The organism is Amphritea balenae (genome assembly GCF_003858655.1).
GTDB classification, from domain to species: Bacteria; Pseudomonadota; Gammaproteobacteria; order Pseudomonadales; family Balneatricaceae; genus Amphritea; species Amphritea balenae.
In genome coordinates, this window is record NZ_RQXV01000002.1 from 108,199 (window position 1) to 133,007 (window position 24,809).

The 24,809-nt window shown below is 47.0% G+C and carries 18 protein-coding genes; 12 read left to right on the forward strand and 6 right to left on the reverse strand.

What is annotated here, in order from left to right; translation table 11 throughout:
• Positions 1-415 precede the first annotated feature (415 nt).
• The 9 genes from putA (at position 416) to arsJ (ending at position 12,226) form a co-directional block, all read left to right on the forward strand.
• Positions 416-4,051: a bifunctional proline dehydrogenase/L-glutamate gamma-semialdehyde dehydrogenase PutA gene (gene putA, locus EHS89_RS04840; protein WP_124925002.1), complete on the forward strand. Its 3,636-nt coding sequence runs from the start codon at positions 416-418 to the stop codon at positions 4,049-4,051.
• 341 nt (positions 4,052-4,392) lie between these two features.
• Complete coding sequence (locus EHS89_RS04845; protein WP_124925003.1) at positions 4,393-6,102, forward strand: putative bifunctional diguanylate cyclase/phosphodiesterase; 1,710 nt, start codon at positions 4,393-4,395, stop codon at positions 6,100-6,102.
• Between the two features lie 346 nt (positions 6,103-6,448).
• Entirely contained in the window at positions 6,449-7,012 is a 564-nt protein-coding gene (locus EHS89_RS04850; protein WP_170167416.1) for a YfiR family protein, read from the forward strand.
• Positions 7,005-8,264, forward strand: coding sequence for a sensor domain-containing diguanylate cyclase (locus tag EHS89_RS04855; RefSeq protein WP_124925005.1), 1,260 nt, complete (start codon positions 7,005-7,007; stop codon positions 8,262-8,264). The genes EHS89_RS04850 and EHS89_RS04855 overlap by 8 nt, the downstream gene beginning before the upstream one ends.
• A gap of 79 nt (positions 8,265-8,343) precedes the next feature.
• A complete protein-coding gene (locus EHS89_RS04860; protein WP_124925006.1) occupies positions 8,344-8,706 on the forward strand; it encodes a metalloregulator ArsR/SmtB family transcription factor in 363 nt (120 codons plus the stop codon).
• Position 8,707: 1 nt separating this feature from the next.
• Entirely contained in the window at positions 8,708-9,721 is a 1,014-nt protein-coding gene (locus tag EHS89_RS04865; RefSeq protein ID WP_124925007.1) for a permease, read from the forward strand.
• A 15-nt stretch (positions 9,722-9,736) separates the two neighbouring features.
• Complete coding sequence (locus tag EHS89_RS04870; RefSeq protein ID WP_124925008.1) at positions 9,737-9,973, forward strand: thioredoxin family protein; 237 nt, start codon at positions 9,737-9,739, stop codon at positions 9,971-9,973.
• Between the two features lie 27 nt (positions 9,974-10,000).
• Positions 10,001-11,005, forward strand: coding sequence for an ArsJ-associated glyceraldehyde-3-phosphate dehydrogenase (locus EHS89_RS04875; RefSeq protein WP_124925009.1), 1,005 nt, complete (start codon positions 10,001-10,003; stop codon positions 11,003-11,005).
• A 3-nt stretch (positions 11,006-11,008) separates the two neighbouring features.
• Entirely contained in the window at positions 11,009-12,226 is a 1,218-nt protein-coding gene (arsJ, locus tag EHS89_RS04880; protein ID WP_373290084.1) for an organoarsenical effux MFS transporter ArsJ, read from the forward strand.
• Positions 12,227-12,444: 218 nt separating this feature from the next.
• Here arsJ and EHS89_RS04885 read toward each other — a convergent pair whose 3' ends face one another.
• The 3 genes from EHS89_RS04885 to dctP all read right to left on the reverse strand — a co-directional run bounded on the left by EHS89_RS04885 (position 12,445) and on the right by dctP (position 15,374).
• On the reverse strand, positions 12,445-13,770 hold the full coding sequence (locus EHS89_RS04885; protein ID WP_124925010.1) for a TRAP transporter large permease: 1,326 nt from the start codon (positions 13,768-13,770) through the stop codon (positions 12,445-12,447).
• A 57-nt stretch (positions 13,771-13,827) separates the two neighbouring features.
• Positions 13,828-14,274: a TRAP transporter small permease subunit gene (locus tag EHS89_RS04890; protein ID WP_229753653.1), complete on the reverse strand. Its 447-nt coding sequence runs from the start codon at positions 14,272-14,274 to the stop codon at positions 13,828-13,830.
• 83 nt (positions 14,275-14,357) lie between these two features.
• Positions 14,358-15,374: a TRAP transporter substrate-binding protein DctP gene (gene dctP, locus EHS89_RS04895; protein ID WP_124925012.1), complete on the reverse strand. Its 1,017-nt coding sequence runs from the start codon at positions 15,372-15,374 to the stop codon at positions 14,358-14,360.
• 474 nt (positions 15,375-15,848) lie between these two features.
• Here dctP and EHS89_RS04900 point away from each other — a divergent pair, with 474 nt between their 5' ends.
• Complete coding sequence (locus tag EHS89_RS04900; RefSeq protein ID WP_124925013.1) at positions 15,849-16,544, forward strand: CBS domain-containing protein; 696 nt, start codon at positions 15,849-15,851, stop codon at positions 16,542-16,544.
• A gap of 13 nt (positions 16,545-16,557) precedes the next feature.
• Here the strand turns inward: EHS89_RS04900 and EHS89_RS04905 are convergent, their stop codons facing one another.
• Positions 16,558-17,490 carry a LysR substrate-binding domain-containing protein gene (locus tag EHS89_RS04905; RefSeq protein WP_124925014.1) on the reverse strand — a complete coding sequence of 311 codons (933 nt, stop codon included), beginning with the start codon at positions 17,488-17,490 and terminating at the stop codon, positions 16,558-16,560.
• 189 nt (positions 17,491-17,679) lie between these two features.
• Here EHS89_RS04905 and EHS89_RS04910 point away from each other — a divergent pair, with 189 nt between their 5' ends.
• Positions 17,680-19,731 carry an NADH:flavin oxidoreductase gene (locus EHS89_RS04910; RefSeq protein WP_124925015.1) on the forward strand — a complete coding sequence of 684 codons (2,052 nt, stop codon included), beginning with the start codon at positions 17,680-17,682 and terminating at the stop codon, positions 19,729-19,731.
• A 261-nt stretch (positions 19,732-19,992) separates the two neighbouring features.
• On the forward strand, positions 19,993-20,196 hold the full coding sequence (locus EHS89_RS04915; RefSeq protein ID WP_124925016.1) for a (2Fe-2S)-binding protein: 204 nt from the start codon (positions 19,993-19,995) through the stop codon (positions 20,194-20,196).
• 35 nt (positions 20,197-20,231) lie between these two features.
• Here the strand turns inward: EHS89_RS04915 and EHS89_RS04920 are convergent, their stop codons facing one another.
• Together EHS89_RS04920 and EHS89_RS04925 are read right to left on the reverse strand one after the other, a co-directional pair.
• On the reverse strand, positions 20,232-22,187 hold the full coding sequence (locus EHS89_RS04920; protein ID WP_124925017.1) for a sensor domain-containing diguanylate cyclase: 1,956 nt from the start codon (positions 22,185-22,187) through the stop codon (positions 20,232-20,234).
• Between the two features lie 392 nt (positions 22,188-22,579).
• On the reverse strand, positions 22,580-24,478 hold the full coding sequence (locus tag EHS89_RS04925; protein WP_124925018.1) for a PhoX family protein: 1,899 nt from the start codon (positions 24,476-24,478) through the stop codon (positions 22,580-22,582).
• Positions 24,479-24,809 lie beyond the last annotated feature (331 nt).

Below are 24,809 nucleotides of genomic sequence, written 5' to 3' on the forward strand. Positions count from 1 at the left end.
CGCGGTGATTGGTTAGATCTGTATGAAATGATTGTGCGTACTGTTTACCTTTATTGTTATCACTGTCGCGACATGCTCGACTCAAGCTCATTCCCGTTAAAGTGAAGAACACTTTGAATGTGTTAAAACTGAGAGTAAAGGCTGATGTTTAGCCTGATATTTTTTGACAGCCCCGGTCGTACGGGGCTTTTTATTGCCTGTGTTTTAGTACTACTGAATATTTTTGATTTAGGGTTAATGACTACAAAGTGGCTTTGATTGTAGAGCTAGAACTAATAATTAATATAAAAATAGTATTTATATTAATTTGTTTTTGTTTATTTGGAGAAATTGTCTTTGTGAGTGTGGGTAGAATGGGTGCTATATGACCGACTGAAACAGGTTGGTAAGAACAAGAACGATTAAAGGTGTAACTATGACTCAGACAACAGATCAGTACCGTACTCAGATTCGTGGTCACTACCTGGCAGATGAAAGCCAGGTAATCCGTACGCTTATGAACAATGCCCATATGACTGCTGATGATCGCCAGGTGATCTCAATCAGTGCAGCGCAGTTGGTAACTAAAGTTCGTAATGAAAGCTCACCATCAATGATGGAGAAGTTTCTTGCCGAGTATGGTCTGACCACTAAAGAGGGTGTGGCTCTGATGTGTCTGGCTGAGGCACTGTTACGGGTACCTGATGCCATTACTATCGATGCGCTTATTGAAGATAAGGTTGCTTCAGGTAACTGGGGTGATCACTTAGGTCAGTCCAACTCGACACTGGTTAACTCTTCTACCTGGGCACTGTTGTTAACGGGCAAGCTGATAGCGCCGACCGACGACAAAGGCTTAACGCAGACCTTGCGAGGTATGGTAAAGCGCCTTGGCGAGCCTCTGGTACGTACTGCGGTTGGTCAGTCAATGAAAGAGCTGGGGCGTCAGTTTGTTCTGGGTCGTACCATTGAGGAAGCGACTAAACGTGCCCGCAAGTTAGAAAAGCAGGGTTACTCCTACTCATACGATATGTTGGGAGAAGCGGCGCGTACCGATGCCGATGCGCTGCGTTATCATGAAGCATATTCAGCTGCAATCGCAAAACTGACTCCGGCCTGTATCCATCAGGATATACGTATGAATCCAGGTATTTCGGTGAAGTTATCTGCCCTGCATGCCCGCTATGAATTTGGTCAGAAAGAGCGGGTCATGACAGAGCTGGTTGAGCGCACTACGGCGCTGGCATTGCAAGCTAAGAAGGCCAATATGGGCTTTAATATCGATGCCGAGGAAGCTGATCGCCTGGATCTGTCTCTGGATGTTATCGAAGCGGTACTATCTGATGATGCACTGGCCGGGTGGGATGGTTTTGGTATCGTTGTTCAGGCATTTGGTCCTCGTGCTTCGTTTGTACTGGACTGGCTCTATGCCCTGGCAGACCGATTGGATCGTAAAATCATGATCCGTCTGGTTAAAGGTGCATACTGGGATGCAGAAATTAAGCGGTCCCAGGAGATGGGGCTGGAAGGTTTTCCTGTATTTACCCGTAAAGTAAATTCCGATATCTCTTACTTGTGCTGTGCTGAAAAGTTGCTGGCAATGACGGATCGGATTTATCCGCAATTTGCGACACATAACGCACATTCTGTTGCTGGCATCCTTCATCTTGCCCGCAACCTAAAAGCTGATCAGTTTGAGTTTCAGCGTCTGCACGGTATGGGTGAATCCCTGCATGATACGGTGCTTAAAGGGCAGGATACCCGCTGCCGAATTTACGCACCGGTGGGCGCGCATCGTGATCTGTTGGCCTATCTGGTTCGACGCTTGTTGGAAAATGGAGCCAACAGCTCCTTTGTAAATCAGATTGTCGATACCAGCATTAAGCCGGAAGAGATCGCCCGTGATCCTTTTACTGCTGTTGAAGCCATGGGTGATGATATTAGTAGTAGTGCCATATCCCGTCCTGCAAAGCTGTTTGGCGAGCAACGTCGCAACGCGAAAGGGTGGGACATTACTGATCCCCTGGAAATTCAAACATTAGAAGAACAGCGTGCACCGTTTAAGCAAGGGGTATGGCAGGCAGGTCCTGTTATTTCCGAGCCTGTTGTTGAAAGTGCCAGCGATGTTAAGGCTGGGTTAGTGACTAACCCGGCTCTGCCTGAAGATAAGGTAGGACAAGTAATCAGTGCTACGCCTGAGGAGATAGAGTCAGCCATCGTAGCAGCTCAGCAAGGTTATAAAGCCTGGTCCGCGCGGTCGGCCGCTGAACGGGCTGAATGCTTACTTCGGGTTGCTGACCTGTATGAGCAGCATGCTGCAGAGCTCTTTACTATAACCACCCGCGAAGCCGGTAAAACGTTGCTTGATGCGGTAGGTGAACTGCGTGAGGCGGTGGATTTTGCCCGTTTTTACGCAGAAGAAGCGAAACGTAATGAAGGTCATGGGCAGGCGCGGGGAATCATTACCTGTATCTCTCCCTGGAACTTTCCGCTGGCGATTTTCTCGGGTCAGATTCTGGCTGCTTTAGCTGCGGGTAATGCAGTATTGGCCAAGCCGGCTGATCAAACACCGCTGGTAGCTGCCCGGGCAGTAGAGTTGATGCATGAGGCAGGTATTCCTAAAGATGTTATTCAGTTGCTACCCGGTAGTGGTGTGGCTGTAGGTGCGCCACTGACCTCCGATAGTCGTATTGCCGGTGTCTGCTTTACGGGTTCAACCGCTACCGCGCAACGTATTAACCGAGTCATGTCAGCGAATATGGCTCCCGAGGCACCGTTAGTAGCTGAAACTGGTGGTTTGAATGCGATGATCGTCGACTCAACCGCGCTTCCGGAGCAGGTGGTTCGTGATGTGTTGGCTTCATCTTTCCAGAGTGCCGGACAACGTTGTTCCGCTCTGCGGGTTCTTTATTTACAGAAAGACATTGCTGAAAACTTATTGGAAATGCTGTTCGGCGCAATGGATGAATTGCGGGTTGGCAATCCCTGGTTACTGAGTACTGATGTAGGCCCGGTTATCGATCAGGCTGCCAAGCAAAAGATTGAAGATCACTGTAGTAAGTTTGCCGCTCAGGGGAGAGTGTTGAAAGCCTTAGCAGTTCCAGAGCAGGGTTTGTTTGTTGCGCCAACAGTTATTCAGCTGGATAGCATTGCGCAATTGGAAGAAGAGATCTTTGGCCCTGTCCTTCATATAGTGACTTTCGAAGCAAGTGAGATTGATCAGGTAGTGGATGCCATTAATGCGACTGGCTATGGTCTGACCTTTGGTCTTCACACCCGGGTTGATAATCGGGTTGCCCAGATTTGCAACCGGATTAAAGTCGGTAATCTCTATGTTAACCGTAACCAGATCGGTGCCATCGTTGGTTCCCAGCCTTTTGGGGGAGAAGGTTTATCGGGTACGGGGCCGAAAGCTGGTGGACCGGAGTATGTGAAGCGTTTCATGCAATCTCAGCAACGTAACCCGGTGTTCTCAGAATCTGAGGCTCAGGTCAGTGCAGCTGCTCTTCAGCAAGCGATCAATAAGCTGGATAACGCTGAATGGGCAGTCAACAGCGAGCGGGCACCGATACTGCAGTCCTTGTTTGCTGATCTGGATATTAATTTCTCTGAATTGAACATCGAAGCTGAGCTAATGCCAGGACCTACCGGTGAGATGAATCTGCTATCAAGTCACGCCCGGGGTGTTGTGCTATGTCTGGGGCCGGATCTGACATCAGCTCGTCAGCAGGCTGCTGTGGCGTTATCACAAGGTAATGCGGTGGTTATTGTGGCGCCAGGTGCGGAAGCTTTGTTAGCAAACAGCGAATCTGCTGGTATACCTATCGCAGCGATCGATGGGCTGCTCAAGCCGGGGGCGCTGGAGACCGCGCTTGGTTTTGCCGCAGTGACCAGTAATGCAGACACGGAAACCTTACGTAGTTATAGAAATGCACTGGCTGTCCGTGAAGGAGTACTGTTACCGCTGATTACAGAAAGCAGCTCCCCTGAGCGCTTTGTGATGGAGCGCCACCTTTGCGTTGATACTACAGCGGCGGGAGGGAATGCCAGTCTGATTGCTGCATCGGAGTAACACCTCCCATTAGATCTGAAGAAGTTTAGCGGTCTTGCCAGAGACTGCTATATTGCAATCCTGCTCCGCGGATTGCATCCCGCCGTCGGGTTTGGCTTTGTCAACTATCCGGCTTTTTTAGCCCCTCACCTGAGGGGTTTTTTTTATGCTTTTTCTAGCGTTATTTTACTCGAGACAGGATTTCTATAGCGCAACATTAAGGCTTCAGGTTATTAAGGTCCTTAAATTGGTTATATGAACCTTTCTGTTAGCGTTAATACAGGTTATGTTAATGCATACAAAGTTATGGTTATGCCGTTTCAATTGTAAAAGCAGATGAGTCCAGATCGGTGATTCTGATTATGGATGATCATCAAGAGTCTCTGTTTGTGCGTATAAAATTGAGCGCATTGAGTAAACAAGAAGCTTACGACAAGGAATTAGTTGTGAATGTAATTACCAATAGCACCAGCGATTTTCTTCATAATAATGTCAAAGTACTTCGATCCCGGGTATCAAAAACTGCCTGGCAGGGTATTTCTATTGCTGTAATAGCGCTGGTTATTGCCACTTTATCAGTGACTTACATTGATCAGGGACATCTGAGTATTAACGGAATGATAAAGGCTCAGAGCAACAATTTCGCCCTTTGGGTCATGGATGCTATTCCCTTTCTTTTTGCTTTTTGGGGACAGTATTCCAGTACTGTTCTAGCTTACGAAGCCAGCGCAATGGTGCTGGATCAGACTCAGGTGTTACGGGATAAAGCTGAGAACTTTGAAAAGCAGGCCCGTCACAGTGTGACCCATGACCTGCTGACGGATCTGCCAAATAAAGAGCTTTTTTACGACCGGGTCGGTCAGGTTATTATTTCACCCCGCGGCCAGACCGAGTTTTATATATTATTAGTCGAAATATCTAATTATAAAGAGATTAGCGATACCCTGGGGCGCAATAGCAGTGACAGCCTGATCAAGCAGATTTCGGTTCGCCTGCAAAGTGCTTTTCCTGCGCCTATTACTATTGCCCGGTTAGAAAACAATAGTTTTAGTATGTTATTCAGTAATTCTGTATCAGAAACAAAAGTACTTGATCTGGCTGAGAGTATTCATCGGGTATTACATGACACATTTTTCATTGAGCAGGTAAAGCTATCGGCTCATGCAAATATTGGTATTGTCCGTTTTCCAGTGCATGGTACGGATGTTGATACTTTAGTGCAGCGGGCAGGTATCGCTCTGTATGTGGCGCAGAATTCAAATAAAGGTTATGCGGTCTATGATTCATCTTTCGATGCCCATAGTCCAAAACAGCTTACCTTGATGAGTGAGCTGCATCATGCGATTGAAAAGCAGGAATTACAGCTCTACTTTCAGCCTAAAATCAGGGTGGCGGATAGCACTTTGTATGGTGTTGAGGCGCTAGTCCGCTGGAACCATCCTAAGCATGGTTTATTATTTCCAGATCAGTTTATCCCTTTGATGGAGCGGACCCGTTTGATTCAGGGATTAACCTGTTGGGTCATCCAGGAGAGCTTTGCTCAGTGTGCGAAATGGCACAAAGAGGGCTTAGATATTACATTGTCGATCAACTTGTCGGCTAAAGATCTGAATAATCCGGAGCTGCCCGATCTGATATCGGGCATTAAAGGGGCGACAGGTTTAAACCCCGAGTGGATTATTCTGGAAATTACGGAAAGCTCTATTATGACGGATCCTGAGGCTGCGATGGAGATCATTAACCGTATTCATGGGATGGGCTTTCAGTTTTCCATTGATGATTATGGGACAGGTTATTCATCGCTTTCATATCTGAAAAGATTACCGCTTAAAGAGTTGAAAATTGATCGCTCATTCGTGTCGGACATCTTAAGGGATGAGAGTGATGCAGTGATCGTAAACGCGACAATTAATTTAGCCCATAACCTTGGGCTAGAAGTGACGGCAGAGGGCGTGGAAGATGCTGAGATTCTGGCTCTATTGAAAGCTGAGGGCTGTGATCTGGCGCAGGGTTATCATATTGGTAAACCGATGCCGCTTGTTGAGTTTAATCATTGGGCAAAGAGTGTGTGACACGTAAAAACTATTTAGTTGATGCTATGGTCATCATGATAAATAATTGGGGTTCGTTAATTTGTTTGAAAAAGATATGTTTTGATTAATATCGGGCAGCTAATTGTTTGTAGTTGGGATTATATGGATTTAATCCAATGTTTAGATTGATCAGAGCTGATGGTTTTCAATAACGGCTCGGGGTAAGCGGTATTCAGAATGTATTCTTCTGATGTGCTCATTCAATATGTGCAGCTTGCCTGAAATGTTAAACGGATAAAATACTATGGTTAACCGCTAATATGAGTTTTTTTTCCCCTGTTCCGGGAATACAATTACAGACAATAATCGTCAGCTGAGCGTAAATGTGAAAACGACTGGCCTGACCCGGTATATTTTACTTCTTAGTTTGCTTCTGAGTACTGGTCTTGGCACTAGTCTTAGTTATGCTGCTACGCCTGGCGATCGGGAATATCAGATTAAACTCGCGTTTTTGACCAATTTTATTAGCTACACTCAGTGGCCAAACCATACAGAAAAGTTGAATCAATTTAATTTTTGTACCAGTAGCGATCGTTTTAAAGAATTAGCAACTCCCCACATTCAAAGTAAGAATTCTGCACAGCGCAACTTTGTTCTTCTAAAAGTAAAGCCCGGCGAAGAGCTACAGTGCGATCTGTTGTTTGTACTCACTGAAGATGCTGATATCTGGCAACCGTATTTAGCCGAGTCTAAGCCTGGCAGTATTTTATTGGTGGGCGAACGAAGAGGGTTTGCTAGCTCAGCAGGCATTATCAATTTCTTTCTTGCAGGTAATAAAGTCAGATTTGAGATCAACCTTGATCATCTTGAAAGCTCGGGACTAAAGATTAGTTCACGTTTGCTGCGGCTTGCGAAGTTGATACGTAGTGGGGAGAACTCAGATGATTAGAGAACTGTTCTCTCGTTTCACTATCGCCCAGAAGTTTGTGGCTCTGATTATGTTGATCAGCTCGATCTCTATCATCTTTGCAACGGCAATGTTCACCATGAATGAGTACTACTCAGCGGAACGTCAGTTGCGCGAGCGAGTCAATTTGTTAGGTGAAGTTGTGGCAGAAAATATAACTGCAGCGGTCGCTTTTGACGATAAGGACGCTACCGGTGAGTTGATCAACATTCTTAATGCCGATATGAGTATCCGCTTTGCTCAGGTGACGGATATTACCGGCGATATGATGGCCAGCTATGGTGATCGTAACTTTATCGATATGGATATTTCAGCTCTGTATAACAATTATGTTGTTATAGAAAGGGAGCTTTATCTGGACCGGCAAAGAGTAGGCCGGCTATTGTTGGTTGGAGATAAGGCTTCGTTTTATAGTCAGATTGAGGTCTACCTGGCGGTTGCTGTGTTCGTGTTAATCGGTTCAATACTGTTCTCTTTTGCGCTCTCATTCTGGCTACAGAAAAAACTTTCGGGGCCAATTATTCATCTTTCAAATGTCGCACGGGAAGTAAAAGATCAGGGCAACTATTCACTTCGTGCAGAGGTGATGGAGAATGATGAGATCGGTGATCTGGCAACTGTTTTCAATGGGATGCTGGAGCAGATCGCAAGTCGGGATCATATGTTGGAGACTGAAGTTAAAAAGCGTACAGAAGAGTTGGAGTTACTTAACCAAAAGTTGGCATCACAGGCATTTTATGACGGTTTAACCGGGCTGCCTAATCGTACTTTGTTTGAAAACAGATTATCAAAGGCTATGGCGCATCAGGACCGCCGGGGAGGTAAAGTTGTCTTGTTCTTTATCGACCTGGACGGATTTAAGCAGATCAACGATACGATGGGGCATTCTGCCGGCGATGAACTACTGATTAAAGCGTCTGAGCGGCTAGCAGTCGAGTGTCGGGAGATGGATACCGTTGCTCGCTTCGGTGGTGATGAATTCATTATGTTGATGGTGCTTGATGAGGATGAGAATGTAGCCACTATCGCAGCGCGAATAGTTAAACAGTTTAACCGACCATTTCTGCTTAACGGTGAAATGCGACGTATCACTCTTAGTATGGGGGTTGCTGTCTATGGTCAGCATGGTAACGATTTCGACACGTTGAAAACCTATGCGGATGAAGCGATGTACGTTGCTAAAAAGAAGGGTAAGAATGGCTTCGTCATCAGTTCGGCAGACGTTTCCCTTTAAAAGATAACAATCTAATTGCTAGTTTTTCTTTACATACGAAATAACATATATATGATTATTCGTATGTAAAGAGGTGGCTATGAATCCTGTTAGTTTCTATAAATGTTTCGCTGATGATACTCGTCTGAAATGCTTGTTGCTTATTCAGCAAGAGCAAGAGCTCTGCGTATGTGAGCTCACCACTGCTTTAGATGAAATACAGCCAAAAATTTCCCGCCATCTTGCGCTATTGCGAAAAAGTGGACTGCTGGTAGACCGGCGACAGGGGCAGTGGATTTTTTATCGAATTAATCCTGAGTTACCTACCTGGTGTCTGCAGGTTATAAGCACGACTGAGGCGGCTAATAATAGCTTCCTTAGTGATAGCGTTGCCCGACTGCATGCCATGGGTGAAAGACCTGAAAGAGCCGCTTTATGCTGTCATGCAGTAGAGGGTGGCTAAAATGTTTGAACAGTTTACTCATCTGGCGGACTGGTTAGTATATGATCTGGCTGGGTTTTCAGTCACGACGAAGGCCGGCGATGCCTTGCACTTTTTTGTTGAAGATACCGCTAAGATATTTGCACTACTGTTGGTGATGATCTACCTGATAGCGTTAGTTCGGGCCTCGCTGAATGTTGAGCGCGTAAGAGATTATCTGGCTGGAAAGCACCGGGGTGTTGGATATCTGATGGGCGCTGGCTTTGGTGCGGTTACGCCTTTTTGTTCTTGCTCCAGCATTCCCGTATTCCTTGGTTTTACCTCAGCTGGAATCCCGGTCGGGATCACTATGGCTTTTTTGCTCACCTCACCGCTGATTAATGAAGTAGCGGTATTGTTATTGATGAGTCTTCTGGGTTGGCAGTTTACGGTTTTGTATATCGTTATCGGTATGGCTGTGGGTGTATTGGGGGGACTGTTTCTCGATAGCATTCGTGCTGAACGCTGGTTGCAGTCGTTTGCAGCTGAAGCCCTGAAAAGAGGCCAGCAAAGTAGCGTTTCTCTAACGGCAGAGGCAGATACACAACCAGGCACAGAATCAAACCAGATGACCTTGGTTGAGCGACACAACTTTGCTAAAGCGGAGATGCTGGAGATTTTCGGCCGGGTCTGGAAGTGGGTAATCATTGGGGTTGGTTTGGGAGCTGCATTACATGGCTTTGTGCCGGATGGCTGGATTGAAGCGCATCTGGGCGATGGCCAGTGGTGGTCTGTACCTGCAGCAGTCGGTTTAGGTATCCCTCTCTACTCAAATGCGACGGGTGTGATACCTGTGATGGAGAGTCTGATAGGTAATGGCCTGCCCGTCGGTACGACACTGGCCTTCTGTATGAGTACGGTCGCAGCGAGTTTTCCTGAATTTATTCTCTTGAAACAGGTGATGCAGTGGCGATTGCTGGCAATTCTGTTTGCCATGCTGTTGTGTGCATTCACCCTGGTAGGCTGGATCTTTAATTATTTTTATCCAATGTTCTGATTTGAGGAAGATGCAATGAAAACCATCAAAGTGTTGGGCAGTGGTTGTGCAAAATGTACTAAAACGGCAGAGCTGATTGAGAAGCTGGCGGCAGAGCTTGGTGTTGATGTCAGGGTCATCAAAGAGACCGATGCTCAGACTATTATGACCTATGGTGTTATGAGTACTCCTGCAGTGGTGATCGATGAGCAGCTTATACATAGCGGCAGTATTCCTACTCAGGTCGATGTATCCGGCTGGCTACAGTCTTAACCGAACAGAACAGGATTAAAATTAACAATGAAAATAGGTATTAATGGCTTTGGCCGTATGGGGCGTCTGGCCCTGCGGGCGGCGTGGGACTGGCCGGGACTTGAATTTGTTCAGATTAATGATCCGGCAGGCGATACTGCGACGCTGGCACACCTGCTGACATTTGATTCAGTACATGGGATATGGCACCACGAGGCGACGGCTGAGGGCAGTGAGATGTTGATCGGTGATCAGCGCTTACAATGTACTCAGAATTCTGCGATTGAGGATACTGACTGGTCTGACTGCGATATTGTTATCGAAGCGTCCGGGGTGATGAAAAGTCAGGAAAAATTACAGCCTTATCTGGATCAGGGGGTAAGGAAGGTGGTGGTTACTGCCCCGGTGAAGGAAGAGGGGGTGTTGAATGTAGTGATGGGTGTAAATCAACATCTGTACGATAAAGATAAGTATCCAATTGTGACGGCAGCGTCATGCACGACTAATTGCCTGGCTCCGGCGGTGAAGGTAGTTCATGAAAAACTGGGTATAAAACATGGTTCCATGACAACCATACACGATATTACCAATACACAGACGATTCTAGATGCGCCCCATAAAGATCTGCGTCGGGCACGGGCCTGTGGTAGTAACCTGATTCCGACAACCACCGGGTCGGCCACCGCGATTACCCATATCTTTCCTGAACTGAAAGGTAAGCTTAATGGTCATGCGGTGCGAGTGCCCTTAGCCAATGCATCAATCACAGATTGTGTATTTGAGTTACAGCGGGAAACGACAGAAGCTGAAGTGAATGCGTTGTTCCGGCAAGCGTCTGAAAATGAGTTGAAAGATATCCTGGGCTACGAAGAGCGTCCCTTGGTGTCAGTCGATTACAAAACTGATCCCCGCTCCTGTATCGTCGATGCGCTTTCAACGATGGTGATTAATGGTACCCAGTTGAAAATGTACCTTTGGTACGATAATGAGTGGGGCTACGCCAACCGTACGGTAGAGCTGGTGCGAATGGTTGCTGAGCAGGAGCTGGCCTGAGTCGTGATTGCAGCACTAACTAAGCTGACACCCGAGATCAGGCAGTATCTGCTAGTAACCGGGAATTACTGGGCATTTACGCTGACCGACGGTGCACTACGAATGCTGGTGGTGCTGCATTTTCATCAGTTGGGCTATAGTCCGTTAGCAATAGCGCTGCTGTTTCTGTTTTACGAAATCTTTGGTGTGATTACAAACCTTGTCGGCGGCTGGCTCGGCGCCAGGATTGGGCTTAACCGTACCATGAATACCGGTCTCGGATTACAGGTAGCGGCGTTGGCAATGCTGTTAGTGCCAGCGACTATGTTAATGGTCCCTTGGGTAATGGCTGCTCAGGCGCTATCGGGTATCGCTAAAGACCTTAATAAGATGAGTGCCAAAAGCTCAATTAAATTACTGGTTTCGGGTGATGCTCAAGGTACGCTTTATAAGTGGGTCGCTATTCTGACCGGGTCTAAGAATGCCCTGAAAGGGGCGGGCTTCTTTCTCGGAGGAGCGTTGCTCACCCTGTTGGGTTTTCAGGGAGCGTTACTGCTAATGGCGGCTGCTCTGGCTGTGGTCTGGCTATTCAGTCTGCTAATGCTGAAACGGGATCTGGGTAAAGCTAAAAATAAACCAAAGTTCAGTCAGTTATTTTCTAAAGCCAGAGCAATTAATTATCTCTCTGCGGCCCGTATGTTTCTGTTTGGTGCCCGGGATGTCTGGTTTGTGGTTGCTCTGCCGGTCTATCTGGCCAGTAGCTTAGGCTGGGATCATTGGCGGGTAGGCGGTTTTCTGGCCCTCTGGGTTATCGGTTACGGTATTATTCAGTCGTTTGCGCCTTACTTTACCGGTAAAAGGTCTGGTCGGGTTCCTGCAGGTAAAGAGGCATCACTCTGGGCGTTAGGCTTATCAGTACTGCCGGTCATAATGGCGCTTTCTCTGTCGACCGGTTTTTACTCAGACACTATCTTGCTGGGAGGCTTGCTGGTCTTTGGGGGCATCTTTGCTATCAACTCTTCACTGCATAGTTATTTGATAGTCAGTTATGCTTCTGAAGATGGCGTTTCAATGGATGTAGGCTTTTATTACATGGCTAACGCGATGGGACGTTTAATTGGCACAGTGCTTTCTGGGTACTTGTATCAGGTTGCAGGACTTACCGCCTGTCTTTGGTTTTCAGCTCTGTTCCTGGGGATAGCAACGGTTATTTCGCTGCTGTTGCCCCGACATTCGGGATAGGTATGTTTTCTTAGAGCTGCATATGTGAATAGCTTGTGTAAAAGGCTTGGGTGAATAGCCTGTTGTGTTTTATTCAGATGTGATGATCCGCTTTTCATATTGATGTAATCAGGTAAGCGCATCGGTAACAACAAAAAAGCTCTGGCAATATTGCCAGAGCTTTTCAATTTTTGACTCAGATATTATATCTCTACTATAAGTCGCTACTGCTTAAGTCATTATTTTCCAAAGATCAGCTCTGGTAACCAGAGAGCGATCTGAGGGAAAGATACAACCAGTGCAAGGCCGATGATCTGCAGGATAACAAAGGGTATTGCCGCTTTATACAGATCGTAGATTGTGACGCTTGGCGGCGCCACCGATCGCATATAAAAGAGATTGTAGCCAAAGGGGGGCGTTAGGTAAGCCGATTGCATGCTGATGATAAACAGCACAGCAAACCAAACTGTATCGAAACCCAGTGAATCTACAATAGGTACAAATAGCGGTACCGTAATAAATACGATAGCGAAGTCGTCCAGGAACATACCCAGTAGGAAGTAGCACCCAAGCATCGCGATAATGACCCAGTAAGGGGACAGCGCAGTATCTTCAATGAACTCTTCCAATACCATGCCTGCACCAAGGCCGATGTAGATCTTACTAAAGAATACTGCGGCTAGCGTAATCCATAGCAACATACCCATTAGTTTGGTTGTGCCTATGAGTACTTCTTTCATTACCTCCCAGCTCAGTGTGCGGTAGATCAGAGCACAAAGTACTGAGCCAACAGCACCCACTGCAGAGGCTTCTGAAGGCGAGGTAACACCAAAGATAATACAGGATAGAACGGTGGCAATCAGTGAGCCAGGCAGGACCAGGGCCTTAAGCGCGACCAGTTTGCCGCGCAGATCGACACGATCTTCTTCAGCAATAGGCGGAGCCAGGGCAGGATTCATTTTGGCGCGGATATAGACATAAACAATATAGATACCAGCCAGCATCAAGCCAGGCATCAGGCCCGCAGCAAACAGTTTACCGACCGATTCCCGGGCCAGAAAGGCGTAGATGATCATCAGTACGCTGGGTGGGATCAAAAAGCCTAATGCACCGCCGGCCATGATCGTACCGGTCGCCAGTTTTTTGTCGTAACCCCGCTTGAGCATTGCAGGCAGAGCGATAATGCCCAGGCTGACAGTTGCCGCACCGGATACACCGGCCATTGCTGCGATCAGGGCGCAGACAATAACAGTACCCATGCCGAGGCCGCCTGGCGTCCCCCCCATGAGTTTATTGATCATCTCAAACAGATCATCGGTAATGCCTGAGCGTTGCAGCATTAATCCCATGAAGATAAACATGGGTAGTGCAACCAACAGGAAGTTATCCATTGAGGAGAACGTGCTGATCGCTAGCAGTTCAATGCCCGCAGGCCCCCAGAGGAAGTAGGCAGAAGTCACACCAACGGTGAGTAGCGCCCAGGTCAGGGGGGCGCCCATAATCAATAGCAGCAGCATGCAGCCGAACATGCCGCCTGTTACGACTAACGGATCAAGATCTAACACAATTAGCGTCCTTTTTTATTTTGTTCACTGCTCATTTAAAAAAACAAACACTAAAAGTTATTGTTCTACGACGTCCACAGCGGGAGTAATTCCAAGGGCCGTCCGCAGATCTCGGATAAAGTGTACCAGGCTTTGTAACCACATCAGGCCGACTGCTAATGGCAGAACCGACTTGAAAGGGTAGATAGGTGGAGCCCAGGTGCTTTTCGATGAAAGCTCACCGCTTTGCCAGGATTCTGCTGCAAATTCAAAAGCAACAACGAAGAAAACAGCAAAAATTACTAAGCCGATACCACCGGTAATAACATCCAGTATTGCGCGGCCGCGAACAGAGAATAAATGATAGATCGCTTCACTACGGACGTGGCCGTGGTGGCGATGGGTATATACACCCGCAAGGATACAGAACGTACCATATAGCATGGTCGTTGTTTCATGAGCCCAAGAAGTAGGACTATTAAACAGATATCGGGCGGTGATCTCATAGGTGAGAACAACCATCATAGCAAGGCACATCCAGGAGACGGCCCTGCCTATGAAGTCGGATATCTCGTCTTGCAAGTCAAGTAAGCGAGATATCCCGGACATTAGCCTCTCCCGGTTGCTTTAGCAGCGGCTTCCAGAATCTGGATAGCTTTAGCGTTGCGTGGGGATTTAGCGGCTTCTTCTTCCCAGATTACTTTAGCTGCTTCGCGCAGGCGCGCCTGATCAGCTTCTGGAAGTGTGTTGAATTCGAACAGGCCTTCGGTGCCCGCTTCAATAGAACCACTTACCATCCAGGTGTGCATCTTACGTGCGTGCTTAGCATAAGCCATTTCGATGATGCGTTTGTGATCGTCAGACATGGAATCCCATTTCGCCTTGTTGATCAGCATGTCATCAGCATAACCCGGGTTAACCATACCCAGGAAAGTGTAGTACTTAGCTGATTCATACAGTTTCATCGCCTTGTACTCGTTGGTACCCGCGTAGATAACACCGTCGATAGTACCGGTAGACAGACCCAGGTACAGCTCTCCACCCGGCAGGTATACCGTTGGGATATCGAATTTTTCCAGAACCTTGGCAACAGAAGGTGTCGCACGGATCTTCATGTTTTTCAGATCGTCCAGGCTGTTAACCGGCTTAGTGGTCAGCAGGTCGAAGGGTCCGCCCATGATTGGCCCCAGGTAGTGAACGCCTTTCTCAGCGTAAGCTTCACGTACCAGATCATTCAGACCTTTAGTTTCGCAGATGTATTGAGCTTCGTCATAATCAGTCCATGCGCCTGGCAGACCGGCTTCGATAGAAGCGATGTCCAACTGGCCAGGCCAGTAACCAGCGTAACCCTGACACATATCGATAGTACCTTTGCTTACTGCCTGAAGCATGTCAGCATTAGGTACAAGCTCACTACCACGGAAGCGTTTTACGCGCAGGGTCTTGTTAGAAGCTGTCTTAACGTCATCAACAAATGCATCATGCATCTCATCAGATTCAGTACCCCAGTATGTCTGCATACGCAGGCGAACAGTCGATGCTGCTTGAGCGTTGGTTGTGCTCATAGCCAATGGTGCTGCTGCAATACCTGCTGCTGCGGCCTTCAGAATATTTCTTCTTTTCATATTACTTCCTAGGTCAGTTTCTGCGGGTTAATTTCATTATTATGTAAGTTCTTTTATCCAGCGACTGTTTAAAGACGACCTGATAGAAAAACTGAATCTACAGTATATTGCGCTTAAAGTAGTCTTTTTCTCTGTATTTTTATCTTAACTGGTCAAATTATGCATATTAGTGTTTGAAAACACCATCATATTACTAAGCTGAACGGTTACAGAGTGCTACTTATCTAAAGCACAGTATAGTCGCCGATCAATCATCCCTTCGTAAGAAGGATCCGGCCAAACGCTATTTATAGTCTAAACACTTCATCGGAGCCATCTGTAAGCGTCAGTTTGCTTGCTTATTTGCGACATTGGTAGGTCAAATTCAGCATGAATTGCGGTTAATCAATTTTTTGATCATTTTGCATACCAGCGCTTCTGAATTGCCATTGTCTATACTTGGCAGTGAAGAGATGATGCGAACGGAGAGGCAATATGAATGCTGCAGATATTATGACCACTTCCGTGATAACAGTAACTGCCGATACCAATGTGCGTGATATCGCTGCGCTGTTGCTTTCGAAACGGATCAGTGCCGTGCCAGTGATTGATGAAAACCGGAAAGTATTAGGTATTATCAGTGAAGGCGACCTGATGCGCAGGATTGAAAATGATACAGGGGAACAGCATTCCTGGTGGATTGAGAATCTTTTTTCAGCCAGTCACGATGCCGAACATTACCTGAAAACCCATGGTCGTCGAGCGGCTGAGCTGATGTCCACCGATCTGATCACGATAACCGAAGAAACTCCGCTGCATGAAATTGCCGGTTTGCTGGAAACTAATCATGTGAAAAGGGTGCCGGTAATTCGCGGGGACAAACTGGTGGGAATTGTCAGTCGTGCTAATTTATTGCAGGGCCTGACTGCGAAAGGCCCTGTTACAGCGACCATAGGATCGGCAGATGACCGGACGATCCGGGAAAGTCTGTTGCATGAGCTGTCTGACGAGGTAGGCATAGTGCAAGGCAGGGTCAACGTCACCGTCAGTGATGGTGTTGTCCAGCTGTGGGGCCTGGTTTACAGCGAGGCGGAGAAGAGTGCAGCTGAAGTTGCGGCTCTGAATACGGCAGGGGTCAGGTCAGTAGAGAATTTTCTGGGTCAACTGCCGCCCTGGATGTCGGAGGCTTGAGACTACCAGGTTGCTAGCCCTGTTCATTTTGAGCTTGCTGCAGTATCCAGTCGCGAAAGGTTTTAGCTTCAATGGATAGCGGGGCTTGGCTGGATTCCACAAGATAGTAGCCTCGGTGGGTATTGAGGGATTGCTGTAATGGTTTGATTAATAATCCTTGTTTGAGCAGATCACTGACCAGATGTTTCCAGCCCAGCGCGATACCCTGACCATTTACAGCGGTTTGTAACAGAAGGGGGTAGTTGTTGATGCGTAGACCACCGCTGGGTAATGGACCTTTTACATCCTGGCTTTTCAGCCATAAAGACCAGTCGGTCGCTTTCCAACTGATATTTCGCCAGTGCTCATCATCCAGATGAAGTAGCTGGTGCTGTAACAGATCTTCCGGCTTATTAATCTGAGCTCGGGTGTTGAGGTAGTTGCTACTGCAGACGGGGAACACCTCGTCGGCAAACAGAAAAGTCGCTTTTACACCGCTTTGATTATCGTAATCGCCGCAACCGAATGCCAGATCCACTCCCTCTGTTTGCAGGTTTATATCCCGGTCACTGGCCAGGATACGAACTTCCAGATTGGGATGTAGTTGCTTAAAAGCCAGCAAGCGGGGCGATAGCCAAAGAGAGGCAAAGGCGATTGTTGCTGACACTGTGAGATGACTTTCTGGCTTAGCATAGCGTAGCTCTGTCACAGTAGTAGCGATATGTTCCAATCCCATACTAACCGACTGTAATAGTAGTTCGCCGGCATCGGTTAGTTTTACGCTGCGATGTCCCCGTATGAACAGCGGACGACTCAGGTATTCCTCCAAGCTTCGAACCTGCCGTGATATGGCTGTTTGCGTTACATGAAGCTCTTCTCCGGCCTGAGTAAAACTGAGAAGACGGGCGGCTGCCTCAAAGGTAACCAGTGTACTGAGCGGAGGGAGTTTTTTCTTAAACCCGACCATAGTTACACCTCAAATAATCGTGTGGAATGAATTACACATAACTTAAAGTTATGCCAGTTGACTTAAAAATATCATTTGAAGCGGATAGATAACAACGGCAAAAATAAGCAACGCTTCCGCAAGGATAAAAATAAATCAGTAATGGGCTGCTTAAGATTGTGGTTCGTTTCAACCTGAAGGCAGAGCCGTATGAACAACAAAGACCCACTACTGCAACCTTTTCAATTAAAGCATCTGACATTGAAAAACCGGATCATGACTACTTCCCATGAGCCGGCTTATCCTGAAGATGGTATGCCTAAAGAGCGCTATCGTGCATACCATGAGGCGCGTGCAAAAGCTGGCGTAGCCTTGACCATGACCGCCGGCTCGGCCACCGTTTCGAAGGATAGTCCTCCGGTATTCAATAATATTCTGGCCTATAAAGACGAAGTGGTTCCCTGGTTGAAAGATGTGGCTGATTCCTGCCATGAGCATGGCACTGCAGTGATGATTCAGTTAACCCATCTGGGTCGTCGTACCGGTTGGGCGAAAGGAGACTGGCTACCGGCTGTATCACCCTCACACCGCCGGGAAGCTTCACATCGTGCATTTCCTAAAAAAATGGAAGACTGGGATATTGATCGAATTATCCGTGACTATGCTGATGCCGCTGAGCGCATGAAAGCGGCCGGACTTGATGGTATTGAGTTGCAAGCATATGGTCACCTGATGGATCAGTTCTGGTCACCATTAACTAATACTCTGGATGGGCCTTATGGCGGCAGCCTGGATAACCGGTTGCGTTTTAGTCTGGATGTATTGGATGCTATTCGAAAGCGAGTAGGTGATGATTTTATTGTGGGCGTACGATATACCGCTGATGAGATGATTCAGGGGGGTATCAGTCGGGAAGAGGGATTAGATATATCCCGGTGCCTGAGGGATACCGGACAGGTGGATTTCCTGAATGTAATTCGCGGAAGAATTGATACCGATCCGGCACTGACCGATGTCATTCCGGTGATGGGGATGAAAAACTCACCCCACCTGGATTTTGCCGCTGCAGTACGTGAAGCGACTAATTTTCCAACATTTCATGCCGCAAAAATCCCCGATGTTGCGACTGCTCGATATGCTATCGCGGAAGGTAAGTTAGATATGATTGGTATGACCCGTGCGCATATGGCGGATCCTCATATCGTGAAGAAAATCATGGAAGGTCGGGAAGAGGATATTCGTCCATGCGTAGGTGCGACCTACTGTCTGGATCGTATCTATCAGGCCGGTGATGCCTTCTGTATCCATAATGCAGCAACCGGGCGTGAATTAACTATGCCCCATGATATCCCCAAAGCGGAAAAGCCCCGGAAAGTGATTGTTGTCGGGGCAGGCCCAGGTGGGCTGGAAGCGGCACGGGTTGCCGCAGAAAGGGGGCATGAAGTCATTGTATTCGAAGCTCAGCCCGATGCGGGTGGGCAGGTGCGTCTGGCAGCGCAGAGTGAACGTCGACATGAGCTTATCTCTATTATTGATTGGCGAATGGCTCAGTGCGCTGCGCATGATGTTGAGTTTCGATTTAATAGCTGGGCCGAAGCTGATGACATCCGCGCCGAGAATCCTGATGTAGTCATTATTGCCACAGGAGGACTGCCGGATACTGAGGTGCTGGAGGCCGGTAATGATCTGGTGGTTTCCGCCTGGGATATTATTGCCGGTGATGTTAAACCTGCTAAGCGGGTGTTGTTGTTTGATGATGCGGGCGATCATGCGGCGATGCAGGCGGCAGAGATAATTGCAGAATCCGGGGCAGAATTAGAAATTATGACTCCGGACCGCTCGTTTGCTCCGGATGTTATGGCGATGAATCTGGTGCCCTATATGCGAGCAATGCAGGAAAAAGAGGTAACCTTCACCGTCACCTACCGACTGCGCGATGTAGTACGAGAAGGCGATAAGCTGAAAGCGTTGGTTGGCAGTGATTATCTGGAATCAGCAGGTCATCTGGACAAATCCCGCATCGTTGATCAGGTGGTCATCAATCACGGTACTATTCCGATGGATGAGCTTTATTTCGATCTAAAGCCTGACTCGACTAACCTGGGAGAGGTGAACTATGAGGATCTGATCGCCGGGAAAGTTCAGCATCAGATTAACAATCCCAATGGTGATTTTCAGCTCTTTCGTATCGGTGATGCGGTCTCTTCCCGTAACACCCATGCAGCGATCTACGATGCGCTTCGCTTGGTAAAAGACCTTTAATTAACCAGGTTTGAATCAACAAATGCGTTTTACATTGGTATAACAACGCCCGGAACTCTCCGGGCTTTTATTATTTAAAGAACAGGGCTGTGTGGCGGCGACTAAAATTCAGATTTACTCATCGAGCTGAGAAAGTCGCAGGTTAGTAAGAGCAGAGATCAGCTCAGTAATTTCGTTCATCCGGTAGTGAAACGATTTCGCTATTCGAGGTTTATATTAAGCACTAGACTAGCGGCTTTCTTAATCAATCGGATAGCTGGAATGGATAGCGAAAGAAAACAACAGGACCCTACACTGGTATGTACCTGTAATGATTTGTATCAGGTTGATATTGAAGACTCGATTGAATTTGGTGAAACCGAGTATCGGGAAATCTTTGCTGTGCAGGGTTTACAGCCGCGCTGTGGTGAATGTGTCGAACATGTGGGTGAAATAGTTGAGGTTTCCCTGCATAAAGTTAGCTAAGAGGCCTGAAATAAATTTCTGCCAAAGTCAGGAAGTCAGGCGAAACTATAACCATTTCTTCCGGCTTGTTTAGATTGGTACATAGCCTGATCTGCTTCATGAAGCAGGGACTCTAATGGCTGGCCAGGGTAATGCTGCGCAATACCAATGCTGATACCGACACTGAGTTGGTTGTTTTTGTAGATAAAAGGTCGTTCAAGCGAGCTTAATATTCGCAGAGCAACCTTCTCCAGCTGTTCTTTATTTCCAGGAGATGGCAGCAATGTCGCAAATTCATCTCCTCCCATTCGACATAAAGTGTCACTTTCACGTAGTAACTTACGAAGACGGTTAGCGACTTCGCGTAATATGAAGTCCCCGGCATCGTGACCAAATTCATCATTTATTGGTTTGAATCGGTCCAGATCCAGATACATAACCGCAATCGGTAGTTTATCTCGTTTGGCATGGGCCAACTCTAACTCAAGCATCTCGATAAACAGTCTACGGTTACAAAGCCCGGTTAAAGAGTCGTGATGGGCAAGGTGATGTATCTGCACCTGATCATCAATGAGTTTTAGCTGCACCCGGTAGTACATATAGGTGCCTGTGCCTGTTACGGATAGCACGATAAAGAAGAAGAAAAATAATAACTGAGATATTTCATTCAACTCAGCGGATACATCTTTCTTTGTTAAGAGTATGACGAGTTTCCAACTGGGCCAATGATTGTTTGAGCCTGCAGTCTGTTCTAATTGAGCGCCGGTATTGATGGTATCAAAAATATAAAAGCCTTCGCTGCTTTCAAAAACGCCAATTCGATTACTGCTGATATTATCCCAGGCGTCTGAATTAAGATTTTGCAGGTTGCGGTCTTTAAATTGTGGAAACATAAATGCCCAGGCAGATTTAAAGCTCTGACCGTACAGCCAGTAGCCTTGTTCATTCAGCAGCATAACTTCACCACTGATGGTTGAATTGGCCTGGCGCAGGTTATCCAGCAGACTGGAGGCGTTCAGGTTGATGATAAGCATCCCTTGTCTTTGTCCATCGTGAGTAAACACCGGGGTGACTGCTCGTACTATCGGTTTGTAGGGAAGTTCGATCTTGCCGTGCTCGATATTCAGATCCATGGGTGAGATAAATATTTCACCCTTCTGTAACTGCTGAGAAGCTTGAAAGTAATAACGGGATGCTTTGTTCTGTAAGTGCTGAGGCGCCAGGGCGAAAGGCCCGTTATATTGCTGATCTATTCGTATTTTTTCATTACCCCGGTTATCAATATAACGGATTTGATCGTAATCACGTTTTATAAGAGCGAGGTTCAGATAATCCTGAGTGGCTTCATAAAGTGCTGAAGAGTCTTTGGCCAGTACCTGTTGAAGATTTTGTTGCATTGCCAGAATTTTTACGTCGAGCGATGCCTGGGCCATCTGGCGCTGCATATTGTTTCTGATCTGGACCAGTTGCTGTTGTTCGCGTTCGATAACCTGTTCGATATGGCTTTGTGCCTGCTGCTGATAGATATTGAGCAGGAAAAATATAAACAGACATAAGCCAAACAGGTAGCTGGAAATAACAGTGCTGGCTATTCGACTTTTATCAGGTTTGTAGAACGTGGCGACTCTATTGCCAGGGGGGATCAGTAAATAGTAATGAATTAATGCCGAGGAAAGCAGGGCCAGTAATAGCGCATTGAAAAACACCATCAGGGAACTATCAGAGTTCGCTCCTGAAAGTGACAAGATCAACATTAGCATCGCTTCGATGCCAAACACGATCAATGCAGATTGAAAAAAAAGTGCCTCACGGGTCAACCTGTTATCCGGGTATATCGCCTTTTTATATAGTAGAAAGCGTATCGCTATTGTTGCGGCGATGGCGACGACACTGGCATCGATAAATGCGACCAGCCAGAAAAAACTACTACTGATAGTAAGCTGATCAAGTGTCAGCATCACCAATATCTCGGTGATGAAGAGGGTTAGAAAGAGTGGTAATAAAGCAAACATCAGAGGTTACAACAGTCCTGCGATCGCGAAAGCGTTTGTAGCACTTAAATGGCGTGGTGTAGCCCAAGTATCTATACAACCAGGTGATCAACTGATGGGCACTATATGATGGATAATGGTATCAAAGTGCATTAATTAAGCAAGAATTTGTTTGATTTTATACGTATAAATGGAAAGGTTATTTGTTAAAAAGTATCTTTTCTTTTAGGGTTTGTACCTATTTTATTTATTTATCTTATTGAAAATAAATGGTTTAATTTTCTAATTAATGGTTAGTTTAAATATTAATTAAAATAGCTTGTGGTGCTTGAGTTGATAGTTAATGAATTTTACTCTGTTTAAGTAGTGAGAGCAGCCTGTGGAATAAACACAGGCTGTTTTTGTCATATTGATCAAGTGCCTATAATGCCGCCATCTTTGCGTTGAACGACCATAATGGTGGAGCGAGGTTTCCTGTTTCCCCCGGCAGGAAAGTGGGACGGTTGGTCTTTCTCCCCGGGGTGCTGGACACCGATAAATACTGTACGCTGGTCAGGACTGAAGGTGAGTCCGGTCAGCTCACAGGCGATTGGCCCCGTTGCAAAGCGACGTACTTCTCCGGTGTTTGGGTCCGCAACCAGAACCTGATTATTACCCATCCCGGCAAAATCACCCTCGTTGGAATATTTTCCATCGGTCATTATCCAGAGACGGCCTGCCTGGTCGAAACCCAAACCATCGGGGCTGTTAAACATGTTCTCATCGGTGATATTGGCAGAGCCAGCGTAGAAGTCTTTATGTACGGTTGGGTTACCAGCAACCAGGAACAGGTCCCATTTGAAGGTTGATGAAGTGTTGTCACCGTTGCTCTCTTTCCAGCGAACAATCTGGCCATAGTTGTTTGCCGCTCGCGGATTCGGGCCGCCAACAGGTTGATTGTCTTTCCTGCCACGGTGCTTGTTGTTGGTCAGGGTACAGCAGACGGTTTTTGTTTCCGGGTGTACTGCAACCCATTCAGGACGGTCCATGGTCGTGGCACCAACAACCGTCGCCGCTTCACGGGCAAAGATCATTACTTCTGCCTGACTGTTGAAACCATTCTCTCGGGTCAGACTGTTCTTGCCGTAAGTCAGTTCGATCCATTCGCCAGTGCCTTTCACTTCGCCCTCTTTAGCGTTGAAGCGGGCAACAAAGAGCGTACCTTCTTCAAGCAGGTTACGGTTGCCGGCCTTGTCAGAAGCGTTGTATTTGTTCTTAGATACGAATTTATAGATGTGTTCACCGCGCTCATCATCACCCAGATAAACAACGACATGACCATTGTCAGCAACGGTAACGGCAGCGTTTTCATGTTTAAAGCGGCCTAGTGCCGTACGTTTGAGTGGTGTAGAAGTCGGATCCATCGGATCGATCTCAACGACCCAGCCGTGACGATTTGGCTCATTGGGTTCTTTGGATACATCGAAGCGGCTATCAAACTGATGCCACTGGTATTTACTGTCACTTTTAATACCGTAGCGCTTTTGATGAGGATCCTGTTCGCCTTCTGGTTTAGCAAAGTAGCCGTTGAAATTTTCTTCGCAGGTTAGGTAAGTCCCCCAGGGGGTCTCACCGTTTGCGCAGTTATTAAATGTGCCCAGTACTTTTTTACCGGATCTGTCGGCACTGGTTTTAAACAGATCATGGCCCGCTGCAGGGCCGGTTAGCATCATCTCCGTATTTGCTGTAATACGACGGTTGTAACTTGAATCCTTAATATATTCCCAGCCGATATCCGTACGTTTTATTTCAAACACCGAGACACCGTGAGCTGCCTGGGCTTTCTTCACATCATCAGCGGTGAGTGCCTTACCTTTGTGGTCGAATAGCAGTGTGTAGTTGGTGTATTCGTTGTTGACTGCCAGCAAGGCACGGTCGTCAGACAGAGGGAAGAAACTCATGCCGTCGGTGTTGTCGCCGAACTGGCCTGCCTGAGCGCTGCTTGGCTGACTGCCGTTCTCATTAAATGCGGGGGCGCCGGATAGGATTGGGTCGCCCCAGGAGATCATGGGACGGGCAATATAGCCTTCTGGTACCACAAAGGTATCTGCAGTGCTGGTAGGGATCTTTCTAAAACCTAACAATTTACTCTCAGGGTGGCTGCTGGCTGCGATCGCTTGTGCCATTGGATTCGCCGCCAGAAACAGTCCCATTGCCGTTGCGCCACCTTGCAGTAAGCGGCGACGACTTAAACTCGCGTCAATCATTTTACTGAAGTCGGAGTCCTGCTCTTGCTTAATAGCGCTGTCTGCCTGCAGATGATCTTTGATCATTATTATATCCCTTAATCTTTGAGTAACTGGGTTGGTTTAATGCCCTCAGACTAAAGCGTATATATGAAACTTATATGACCTGAATATAACAGGAGGATGACAGAGTTAAAGAGAAAGTATAGTGGGCTTTAGTGACCAGAGCAGAGAGCCATTTAAAAAATTTCCTGTTATTAAACTGCGAGAGCAATGAGGAAATTCATCCCGCTAATGGCCTGGTGTGGCTTTGCTGATTTCTATAAAAGCTAAATCAAACAGTATGTTATAGATTTAGTTAGTGAGTACTTCGGGAATGGGTGTCGGTGTTAGTGTTCACTAACCCTAAGGACGTGTT